Annotated in this window: 11 protein-coding genes; 7 read left to right on the plus strand and 4 right to left on the minus strand. The window is 71.6% G+C overall.

The annotated features are described in order from the left end of the window. The first annotated feature begins 2 nt into the window (after positions 1-2). From MPTA5024_RS20665 to MPTA5024_RS20685, 5 genes are read left to right on the plus strand one after another with little or no spacing between them, the layout of a single operon-like run. Positions 3-887 carry a hypothetical protein gene (locus MPTA5024_RS20665; protein ID WP_198167251.1) on the plus strand — a complete coding sequence of 295 codons (885 nt, stop codon included), beginning with the start codon at positions 3-5 and terminating at the stop codon, positions 885-887. A 1-nt stretch (position 888) separates the two neighbouring features. Further along, complete coding sequence (locus MPTA5024_RS20670) at positions 889-1,599, plus strand: ABC transporter ATP-binding protein (RefSeq protein WP_036325871.1); 711 nt, start codon at positions 889-891, stop codon at positions 1,597-1,599. Positions 1,600-1,631: 32 nt separating this feature from the next. After that, on the plus strand, positions 1,632-3,338 hold the full coding sequence (locus MPTA5024_RS20675) for a tryptophan halogenase family protein (RefSeq protein WP_036325874.1): 1,707 nt from the start codon (positions 1,632-1,634) through the stop codon (positions 3,336-3,338). Further along, positions 3,335-3,871: a flavin reductase family protein gene (locus tag MPTA5024_RS20680; protein ID WP_051458397.1), complete on the plus strand. Its 537-nt coding sequence runs from the start codon at positions 3,335-3,337 to the stop codon at positions 3,869-3,871. Before MPTA5024_RS20675 ends, MPTA5024_RS20680 begins: the two co-directional genes overlap by 4 nt. Next, positions 3,868-5,160: a cation:proton antiporter gene (locus tag MPTA5024_RS20685; protein WP_051458398.1), complete on the plus strand. Its 1,293-nt coding sequence runs from the start codon at positions 3,868-3,870 to the stop codon at positions 5,158-5,160. The genes MPTA5024_RS20680 and MPTA5024_RS20685 overlap by 4 nt, the downstream gene beginning before the upstream one ends. Here MPTA5024_RS20685 and MPTA5024_RS20690 read toward each other — a convergent pair. Then, positions 5,118-5,474, minus strand: coding sequence for a DUF1801 domain-containing protein (locus MPTA5024_RS20690; RefSeq protein WP_051458399.1), 357 nt, complete (start codon positions 5,472-5,474; stop codon positions 5,118-5,120). The two genes, MPTA5024_RS20685 and MPTA5024_RS20690, sit on opposite strands and share 43 nt — an antisense overlap. A 202-nt stretch (positions 5,475-5,676) precedes the next feature. Between MPTA5024_RS20690 and MPTA5024_RS20695 the strand changes: the two genes are divergently transcribed. Further along, a complete protein-coding gene (locus tag MPTA5024_RS20695) occupies positions 5,677-6,231 on the plus strand; it encodes a dihydrofolate reductase family protein (RefSeq protein WP_036325876.1) in 555 nt (184 codons plus the stop codon). Here MPTA5024_RS20695 and MPTA5024_RS20700 read toward each other — a convergent pair. Together MPTA5024_RS20700 and MPTA5024_RS20705 are read right to left on the minus strand one after the other, a co-directional pair. Beyond that, a complete protein-coding gene (locus tag MPTA5024_RS20700; RefSeq protein WP_036325878.1) occupies positions 6,228-6,938 on the minus strand; it encodes a sulfotransferase family protein in 711 nt (236 codons plus the stop codon). The genes MPTA5024_RS20695 and MPTA5024_RS20700 overlap by 4 nt on opposite strands. Positions 6,939-7,108: 170 nt before the next feature. Next, positions 7,109-8,197 (minus strand): Gfo/Idh/MocA family protein, encoded by a 1,089-nt coding sequence (locus MPTA5024_RS20705; RefSeq protein ID WP_036325880.1) that lies wholly within the window; start codon positions 8,195-8,197, stop codon positions 7,109-7,111. 171 nt (positions 8,198-8,368) lie between these two features. Here MPTA5024_RS20705 and MPTA5024_RS20710 point away from each other — a divergent pair, with 171 nt between their 5' ends. Further along, on the plus strand, positions 8,369-8,995 hold the full coding sequence (locus MPTA5024_RS20710; protein ID WP_036325882.1) for a class I SAM-dependent methyltransferase: 627 nt from the start codon (positions 8,369-8,371) through the stop codon (positions 8,993-8,995). A 49-nt stretch (positions 8,996-9,044) separates the two neighbouring features. On the opposite strand, the gene MPTA5024_RS20715 is transcribed toward MPTA5024_RS20710, so the two are convergent. Further along, complete coding sequence (locus tag MPTA5024_RS20715) at positions 9,045-9,500, minus strand: VOC family protein (RefSeq protein WP_036325884.1); 456 nt, start codon at positions 9,498-9,500, stop codon at positions 9,045-9,047. Positions 9,501-9,661: the final 161 nt, after the last annotated feature.

Below are 9,661 nucleotides of genomic sequence, written 5' to 3' on the forward strand. Positions count from 1 at the left end.
AGATGAACGACCATGACGCGGCCGGCGTCCCGTCCGGCAGCCCGGCCCACCACCGACCGGCGGACCCCGCCGCCACCCTGGCCGCGGAGACCACAGGGGGCCCAGGCGGGACCGCCGGCCCGACCGACTCCCCGTCGATGGCGGCCCTGATATCCACGGAGTTGCTCAGACTGCGTTCCGGCTTCGTCGGCTGGTACATCCTGCTGTCGCCGATCGTGATCGCCATTCCGCTCTACCTGGGGTCGATCTTCTCCCCGGAGGGCCGGTCCGGCCGCCTCTGGGAGACCTTCAGCAACGTGACGCTGGAGTTCTGGGGCGTACTGATTCCGATGACGGCCGGTCTGATCGCGGCCCTCGCGGTCCGTGCCGACACCGAACCCTGGCGTTTCCTGTTCTCGTACGCGATCCCACGCTGGCGCTACTTCACCGCGAAGGTCGCCGCGCTGGCCGTCGCCCAGTTGCTGTCGGCGACCATCCTGGTCGTGATGCTGGCCGGGGGAGCGCTGCTGACCGGGCAGCTCTCCAACGCCGCCTCGATGATCCTCAAAGTCGCCTACCTGCCGTGGGCGGCGGGGTTGGCGGCGACCGCGCTCGCCGTCCTCGTCTGCACCGTCTGGGGACTGGGCCCCGGCATCGCCCTTGGTGTGGCCGGGATGATGGCAGGCGCGCTCATCTCCGACAAGTCGTTCTGGTACGCCATCCCGCCCGCCTGGCCGATGCGGGTCATCCTCCCGCTGGCGGACATCCGCCCCAACGGCCTGGCGCTCGACGCGAGCAGCCCGCTCCACGACACCTCGGTCATCCCGCTGGCCGTCGCGCTCTCGGCCGCGGCGACGATCGTGATCCTGCTGATCGGCGGCCGGCACATGGCGCGGAAGGAGGTCTGACATGGCCGCTCTCGAGATCAGGGACCTGCACAAGCACTACGACGACTTCCACGCGCTCGACGGCGCGAACCTGACCGTGCCGGACGGCTCCCTCTACGGCCTGCTCGGCCCGAACGGCGCGGGCAAGACCACCCTGATGAAGGCGGTCACCGGGCTGCGGCATCCGACCTCGGGCCACATCAGCCTTTTCGGGCGGCCCTACGAACGGCGGCTGCTGACCCAGGTCGGCGCGCTGCTCGAGTCGCCGGGCCTGTGGACCCAGCTCGACGCGGTGTCCCACCTGCGCATCCACGCCCGGCTGCGCGGCGTGCCCGAGACACGGATCGGCGAGGTGCTGAGCCTGATGAACCTCACCGAGGTCAGCACCCGCAAGGTGGCGAAGTACTCCCTCGGCATGCGGTGGCGTCTCGGCATCGCCATCGCCCTGCTCGGCCGGCCCCGGCTGGTCGTGCTCGACGAGCCGATGAACGGACTCGACCCGGTCGGCATCAGGGACATGCGGGCGACGCTGCGCGCGCTGACCGCCGCCGGGACCACCGTCATGGTCTCCAGTCACCAGCTGGCGGAGATCGCGCACATCTGCGATCACGTCGGCGTGCTGGTGGCCGGGCGGACCGCGTACGAGGGCCCGCTGCCCGGCCTCGCCGTGGACGGCGACCTCGAACAGGGCTTCTTCCGCCTGCTCGAGAAGGCGGGTTCCGCAGTGAGATGACCTGACCCACGAACGGAAGGGCGATCGGGAACATGGCGAGGTCCGAAGAGAGCAACACCCTGGCCAGGCTGTTCGACGTGCTCGGCGACGACGCCGCGGCGGCGAGGGAATGGGTGACCGAGCCGCACCGGCTCATCGCCTCGAACGAGAGGCTCGGCACCGCCCCGGAAGCGCCGGCCGACGACGACCCCGGGGCGATCCGCACGGTGGGAGTGATCGGCGGCGGCACCGCCGGTTACCTCACCGCGCTGGCACTCAAGGCCAAGCGCCCCTGGTTGGATGTGGCTCTCGTCGAGTCCGCCGACATCCCCATCATCGGCGTCGGCGAGGCGACGGTCTCGTACATGGTGATGTTCCTGCATCACTACCTCGGCATCGACCCGGCGGAGTTCTACCAGCACGTACGCCCCACGTGGAAGCTCGGCATCAGGTTCGAGTGGGGCAGCCGGCCGGAGGGATTCGTCGCGCCGTTCGACTGGGGGACCGGCTCTGTGGGACTGGTCGGCTCGCTGCGCGAGACGGGGAACGTCAACGAGGCCACCCTGCAGGCCATGCTGATGACCGAGGACCGCGTCCCCGTCTACCGGGGGGAGGGCGGGCACGTCTCCTTGATGAAGTACCTGCCCTTCGCCTACCACATGGACAACGCGCGCCTCGTCCGCTATCTCACCGAGCTGGCGGCTCGGCGCGGCGTGCGCCATGTGGACGCGACGGTCGCCGAGGTACGGCTCGACGGCCCGGACCACGTCGGCGGCCTGATCACCACCGACGGCCGGCGGCTGCACTACGACTTCTACGTCGACTGCACGGGCTTCCGCTCCCTGCTGCTGGAGAAGGCGCTGGGCATCCCGTTCGAGAGCTACGCGAGCAGCCTGTTCACCGACGCCGCCGTCACCGGCACTCTCGCGCACGGCGGCCACCTCAAGCCGTACACGACGGCGACCACGATGAACGCGGGGTGGTGCTGGACGATCCCGACGCCCGAGAGCGACCATCTCGGCTACGTGTTCTCGTCGGCGGCGATCGATCCCGACGACGCGGCGGCGGAGATGGCGCGCCGATTCCCGGGGGTCACCAGGGAGGCGCTCGTCCGGTTCCGGTCCGGACGGCACCGGGAGGCCTGGCGCGGCAACGTCATGGCGGTCGGCAACTCCTACGCGTTCGTGGAGCCGCTGGAGTCCAGCGGTCTGCTGATGATCGCCACGGCGGTGCAGATCCTGGTGAGTCTGCTTCCCTCCTCCCGCCGGGACCCGCTGCCCAGCGACGCCGCCAACCAGGCCCTGGCACACCGCTGGGACGCGATCCGCTGGTTCCTCTCGATCCACTACCGGTTCAACGGACGGTTGGACACCCCGTTCTGGAAGGAGGCCAGGGCCGAGACCGACATCTCCGGGATCGAGCCGCTCCTGCGGCTGTTCGCGGCCGGAGCGCCGCTGACCGGCCGCGACTCCTTCACCCGATACCTCGCGGACGGGGCGGCGCCGCTGTTCTACGGTCTTGAGGGCGTCGACACGCTGCTGCTCGGGCAGGAGGTGCCGGCCCGGCTGCTGCCACCCCGCGAGCCCCCGGAGCAGTGGAGGGCACGGGCGGCGGCGGCCAGAAGCCTGGCCTCGCGGGGGCTGCGGCAGAGCGAGGCGCTGGACGCCTACGCCGCCGACCCGTGCCTCAACGCCGAACTGCTCAGCGACTCCGACAGCTGGGCGGGCGAGCGGGTCGCCGTCCGGGCCGGCCTGAGATGACGACCGGCGCCACGGTCGCCCATGTCGTCGAACCGGACGGGTTCCGGGCGGTCATGGCCACCCTTCCGGCAGCCGTGGCGATCGTCACCGCCGCGGCCGCGGACGGGAGGCCCTGGGGGATGACCTGCAGTTCGGTCTGCAGTGTGACCCTGACGCCGCCGACCCTGCTGGTCTGCCTGCGGACGGCGAGCCCCACTCTCGCGGCCGTCGTCTCCGGCCGGGCGTTCTCGGTGAACCTGCTGTGCGCCCGGTCGTACCCCGTCGCGGAGCTGTTCGCCTCGGCGGCGGCCGACCGCTTCGACCGGGTCCGCTGGCGGCGGCCCACCGGTACGGGCGGCCCCCACCTGGCCGACGACGCCCGTGCCGTCCTCGACTGCCGGCTCTCGGAGTCCGCCGAGGTGGGAGACCACATGGTGGTCTTCGGCGAAGTGAGGGCGATCCGCAGGCTGTCCGACGAGCCGCCGCTGATGTACGGCTACCGCCGCTACGCCCCCTGGCCCGCCGACCGGGGACCGGGAGCGGTGGGGGGGTGAACGCCGAGCAGCTCACCGGTGTGGTCATCGCCGATCTCGGGGTGATCGTCGTCGTGTCGGCGCTCTTCGGGGCACTGGCACGGCGATGCGGCCACCCGACCGTCATCGGCCAGATCGTCGCCGGGATCGCGCTGGGACCGACCCTGCTGGGCCGGCTGCCCGGCGACCCGGCCGGGTGGCTGTTCCCCGCCCAGGTCCGGCCGTCGCTGTCGGTCCTGTCCCAGATCGCCGTCGTGATCTTCATGTTCGCGGTGGGTTACGAGGTCGACCTGCGGCTTCTGCGCCGGGGTGGCCGCAGCGCGCTCTGCGTGGCGTCGCTGTCGCTGGCGGTGCCCATGACGCTCGGCGCGGCGGTCGCCGTGCTGTTCCGCGAGGTTTTCACGGTCGGCTCCCCTGGGGGGCCGGGAGGCCCGACGTTCGTGCTGTTCATGGCCGTGGCGATCTCGATCACCGCCCTGCCGGTGCTGGCGGCGATCGTACGGGAGCGGGGCCTCGCGGGAACCGCGGCGGGAACCGTGGCCACGGCGGCCGCCGGGCTGATGGACGTGGCCGCATGGACCACACTGGCCGCGGTTCTGGCCGAGACCGGCGATGCCGATGAGCCGACGGTGTCACACGTGCCCTGGATGCTGGCTCTTCCGGCCCTCACGGCGTTCGCGGTGGCCATGTTCCTGGTCGTGCGTCCCCTTCTCGGGTGGTTGACCAGGAGGCCCGGAGCCATGTGGGGGCGGCTGCCGGCGGCGTTCGCACTGGCGCTCGGCAGCGCCTGGGGCACCGCCGCACTTGGCCTGCACCCGGTGTTCGGCGGTCTGCTGGCCGGGCTCGTCATGCCGCGCCGCGACGGCGCCCCCGAGCCGGAGGTGCTGCGGCCGATGGAGCAGACCGCCGAGTTGCTCCTGCCGCTGTTCTTCGTGATGACCGGGCTGTCGGCCGACATATCGGCGATCGAACCGGGTGGGCTGATCCTGCTGGCGGTGCTCCTGGTCGCCGCCATCGGGGGCAAGCTCGTGCCCGCCTACGCGGCCTCCCGGCTGACCGGTCTCGACTCCGGTGAGTCGGCCGTGGTCGCCGTGCTGGTGAACACCCGGGGCCTCACCGAGCTGATCGTGCTCGATGTGGGGCTGTCGGCGCACGTCATCGATGAGCGGCTGTTCACCGTCCTGGTCGTCATGGCCCTGATCACCACGGCCATGACCGCGCCACTGCTGACCGCGCTGAGACGGCGCGAAGAGCGGAGACGCGGTCGTCAGGCGGCCCCGCTGTCGAGGGCGACGGCCTGGCGGATGTAGTCGCGCAGGGCGTCCCGGTCGAGGGCGCCCAGGTTCTTGATCTTGACGTGCCTCGTCGTCTTGCCCACGCCCTCCAGCAGGCCGTGCCCGTCGTCGAACTCCGCCCCCCGGGCGAAGGCGAAGGTGACGTGCGTTTTGCTGTGGCTGATGATGGCGAGGATCTTGTCGCCCTTCCAGGCGGGCGATCCCCGGCTGATCACCTCCGCGGCCTCTGGCGCGCTCTCCCGCATCAGGTCCCGCAGCGCCGCCACCACACTCCGATGGTGCTCGGGAAGAGTGCTCCGCACGTACTCGTCCACCTCGTCGCTGGGCATGGCCGGCCTCCTCGAAGCCTTCGTCGTCCGTGAGCCGCCGGCGTCGCGCCGGCACACCCTCACGATGCGGGACGGCTCTTGCGGTCCGTTGACGCCCGCCCCCCTGCGGCCGTCAACGGACCGTAAACCGCTCCCGGCACAGTCGTGGGCGTGACGATTCCGGATTCACCGGAATTCCGGACGGCGAGCTGAGGAGCACGATGTGCGCAAGGTGATCGTGTCGGTCTTCGTGACCCTGGACGGCGTGCAGGACGACCCCCACGAGTGGTCGCTCGGCCACTGGACCGACGAGTACGGCGAATACGCCCGCGACCAGCTGTTCGCCGCGGACGCGCTGCTGATGGGCCGGGTGACCTATGAGGGGTTCGCCGGCAGCTGGCCTGCCATGACGAGCGAGGACGGCGCCCCGGAGGGCTTCGCCGACCGGATCAACACCATGCCGAAGTACGTCGCCTCCACGACCCTGCGGGAGCTCGGCTGGACCAACTCCCACCTGATCGAGGGCGACGTCGTGGACGCGGTGCGCGACCTGAGGCGCCGGCCGGGCGGGGACGTCCTCATGTACGGCTGCGGCGGCCTGGCCCGCCTTCTGACGCGGCGCGGCCTGGTCGACGAGATCCGGCTCTGGGTCCACCCCGTCGTCCTCGGCCGGGGTGAGCACGTGTTCGCGGGCTGGGACGAGACTCCCATGCGGCTGCTCCGGACCAGGACGTTCGCGTCGGGCGTCGTCGTGCTGACGCACGAGCCGCAGCGCTAGTCGCCGGCGTGGAAGGGCGTGTGGACCCGGCCTTCGGTGCGCATGCGCTCGAACATCCTCTGGATCGACTCGGCGTCGTTGAGGTGCGGGAACGGATCGTCCGGGGGAGCCGCAACGCCGAGGAACCGGCACAGCGGCCCCCAGCCCTGGCGCACGTCGAACACGAGGAGCCGCTCGGCGGGGATGGCGGACCGCACGGCCGCGACGTGCCGCCGGTACGCCTCGACGGCCCTCTCCTCGTCGGGCATGGGAGCCCCGAAGTGCCAGTCGTCGTCGAAGACGAACCTGCTGATCCGCTCGAGGAGCGGGCGCAGCCGTTCGATCGCGGCGAGAACGGGCCGGATGCCCTCGGGCGCCTCGTCCTGCGACATCGGGCCGCGCGGGTTGATCGACCCCAGCATGCGGAAGCTGACGTACCAGCTGTGCGGGTCGCGGACCGTGAGCACGACCTTGGCGTCCGGGTAGGCCTGCGCCAGCTCCCGCCAGAAGAAGCTGGCCGGCCAGTCCTGACTCGACCGGAACCCGTCGAAGACCCGATCCCAGTCCACCGGCCCGCCCGCGCAGAGCGGCAGCCACCGCTCGGCCAGCTCGGGCCGGCGCATGACCTCGAAGAAGTGGTAGCAGGGCCCGAAACCGAGCCGTTCCAGGGCCGCCTTCATCGACGTCGTCCCGGTGCGCGGAAGTCCCGCGCCGATGACCTTCAGCATGGTCCAGGCTCCCGTCGCCGTCCGCTACCTGCTGGGCTTCCCGGAAGCACGCGGAATCGGCGCCCGCGGCCGGGAGCCGGGGGAGAACGCGCGGGAAACGTTGCCGTCCGCTCACCCGGGAGCCGCGGGCGATGCCGCCCGTTGACGGACGGGATGCGCCGGCCGGAAGGTCAGCCCGCCCAGGCTTCGCGAGTGGTGGTGACGGGCCCGCCCGTCTCGATCGACTCGCCGATCGCGAGGCTGATCAGGTGGTCCTGGCAGCCCTCGGCCAGGGGGTACGGCTCCGGACCCCGTTCCCGGCACCAGGCGGTCATCCTGTCGAGCAGTGCGACCACGGCCAGGTCGTCCTCGGAAAAGCGTCCGCCCTTGAAGTCGTTGCGGTAGACCACGCGGCCGTCGACGCTGATGTGGTCGAGCTCGAACCCCTCGAGGTTCAGGTCGATGCCCGTCTGCCGGCGGATCAGGTGCGACTCGACGGGGGTGACCGGGTCGGCCAGCCGGACGAGGCGGTCGTCCACCAGCTCGCCGAGCGATCCCCGGATGACGATCCGGCGGGAGCGCAGCGGGTTCCACCACTGGTTGTCGGTGAAGTCGTACAGGCCCATCCCCCCGCCGGAGAACTCCAGGGTGGCGATGGTGGTGGCCGCGTCCCTGGGCGTGGCGTCGCCCGTCCAGCCGGCGGGCGTCAGCGGGTCGGCCAGCGGGGCGGTGAACGACCGGGCGTTCACGGTCACGTCCTCGAACCCGGCCCCGAGCATGTGCCGGATCACCGACACCGTGTGGTACAGGTGCGTCGAGGACATCTGCACGGAGGTCACCCGGCCGATGACGCCCTCCCGCAGCAGTGCCAGCCTCGCCGCGTGGCCCGGCATGAGCAGGTACTGCTCGGCCACCTGCACCAGCCCGCTCGATCCCACGGCGGACCACAGGTCGCGCAGCCCGTCCAGGTCGGGCGCGGGCGGGGTCTCCGCGAGCACCGGCATGTCGTGCTTCACCAGTTCCCTGGTCACCTCCGGGGTGACCGGCCACGGCACGGAGGGGATCACGAACTCGGGCCGTTCGGCCGCCAGCATCTCCGCGACCGTGCGGAACGCCGGGACGCCCCAGCGGGCCTCCACCTCGGCCCCCCGCTCGGCCGTACGGGTGACCACGCCCGACACCGACATCCGCTCGGGCAGCTGCCTCGCCAGACGCAGGAAGAACTCCGACCGCCACCCGCTCCCGACGATGCCGAAGCGACCTGCCGACTGTGCACTCACGATGTGTCCTCGCTCTGCGATCGTCCCCGGGTGGGCCGAACCAGCGTAGTACCGGGCGAATCGGGCCCCTGGGCACGCCCGGCCGCCCGGCTTCCGGACGGGTCGGTGGGGCCTCGTCGGCGGCCTCCCGCGGTGGAATGATGGGGCGGGTCTCCTCTGAAAGGTCGCTCCATGCGGGCTCCCACGGATGCCGACGTGCGCCGGGTGTTCGACCGGATGGCGGATCGGTACGACGACCAGATGCAGGCCTGGGAGCGGCGCCTGTTCCCTGGCAGCCGCGAGTGGGCCGTCGCCCAGGCGCGCGGCCATGTCGTGGAGATCGCGGCCGGCACCGGCCTCAACCTGCCGCTGTACGCCGACGACGTCACCGTTGTCGGGATCGAGCTGTCCGAGCGCATGCTGGACCTGGCCCGGCGGAGGCTGGCGACCGCCGGTCTCGGGGATCGCATGGAGCTGCGGCAGGGTGACGCGCAGCGCCTCGACCTGCCCGACGGCGTCGCGGACACCGTGGTGTCCACCTTCACGATGTGCACCATCCCGGACCCGCTGGCCGCGGCGCGCGAGGCCAGCCGCGTGCTGAAGCCGGGAGGGCGGTTCGTTCTGGCCGAGCACGGGCCGGCGAGCAACCCGGTCCTGCGGGCCGGGATGCGGCTGGTGGAACCGCTGTTCCTGCGGTTCGCCGCCGACCACCTCACCCGCGATCCCCGGACGTTCCTTGAGGAGGCCGGTTTCCACATCGAGTCGGTGTCGCGGACGTCGCGCGGCGTCGGCTTCCGCGTCCTCGCCGTACGGCCGTGACCCATGTCCGCCGTCTTGGCGGGCGGCGCGGTGGGCGGGGCCCTCGCCGTCAGGTGAACCAGACGTCGTAGGCGGCGCGCAGGCTCTCCTGTGGCGGCTCGGGAAGCAGCTGGAAGAACTTCCAGGCATAGCCGTACGGATCGACGATCTCGGCGTAGCGCTCGCCCCACGGCGCGTCGACCGGGGCGGTCGTGACGTCGCACCCCGCGGAGTGGCAGTAGTCGGCGGTCGCGTCGACGTCGTTCACCCGGATCCCGATGACGACGCCGAGGCCGCGCGGGCCGGCCGTGGTCATCCGTTCGCGGTCGCTGTCAGGGAACGGCATGCCGGTCAGGGCGTCGACGAGCAGTTGCAGGTCCCCACGCCGCAGGATCGCCATGATCGTCCGGCCCTCCGGGCTGAACATGGACCCCGCCTGCTCGAACCCGAGCCTTCGGTAGAACGCGGCCGCCTCGGTCACGTCCTCGACTCGGAGTCCCAGGCGGAAGGGAGCCTCGACGGTCATTACCTCTCCAGGAATCGGCGAGCGGTGTCGCCGCGGCGGACGCCCCCGCCCTGTGGAAATGGATCCACCGGGGACCGGCGGTGTACGGCCGGTCCCCGGTGGCGCTCGTGTCACCGCGACGGTAGCGCGGTGCGGGGTGTCAGGCGATGGTGCAGGCGGCT

Source organism: Microbispora sp. ATCC PTA-5024, from assembly GCF_000511135.2.
GTDB lineage: Bacteria > Actinomycetota > Actinomycetes > Streptosporangiales > Streptosporangiaceae > Microbispora > Microbispora corallina.

Bases quoted from the DNA above. Each gene is read 5' to 3' on its own strand.
- MPTA5024_RS20715 (WP_036325884.1), bottom strand. From the start codon at position 9,500: ATGACCGTCGAGGCTCCCTTCCGCCTGGGACTCCGAGTCGAGGACGTG.
- MPTA5024_RS20710 (WP_036325882.1), top strand. From the start codon at position 8,369: ATGCGGGCTCCCACGGATGCCGACGTGCGCCGGGTGTTCGACCGGATG.
- MPTA5024_RS20665 (WP_198167251.1), top strand. From the start codon at position 3: ATGAACGACCATGACGCGGCCGGCGTCCCGTCCGGCAGCCCGGCCCAC.
- MPTA5024_RS20690 (WP_051458399.1), bottom strand. From the start codon at position 5,474: ATGCCCAGCGACGAGGTGGACGAGTACGTGCGGAGCACTCTTCCCGAG.
- MPTA5024_RS20680 (WP_051458397.1), top strand. From the start codon at position 3,335: ATGACGACCGGCGCCACGGTCGCCCATGTCGTCGAACCGGACGGGTTC.
- MPTA5024_RS20675 (WP_036325874.1), top strand. From the start codon at position 1,632: ATGGCGAGGTCCGAAGAGAGCAACACCCTGGCCAGGCTGTTCGACGTG.
- MPTA5024_RS20700 (WP_036325878.1), bottom strand. From the start codon at position 6,938: ATGCTGAAGGTCATCGGCGCGGGACTTCCGCGCACCGGGACGACGTCG.
- MPTA5024_RS20670 (WP_036325871.1), top strand. From the start codon at position 889: ATGGCCGCTCTCGAGATCAGGGACCTGCACAAGCACTACGACGACTTC.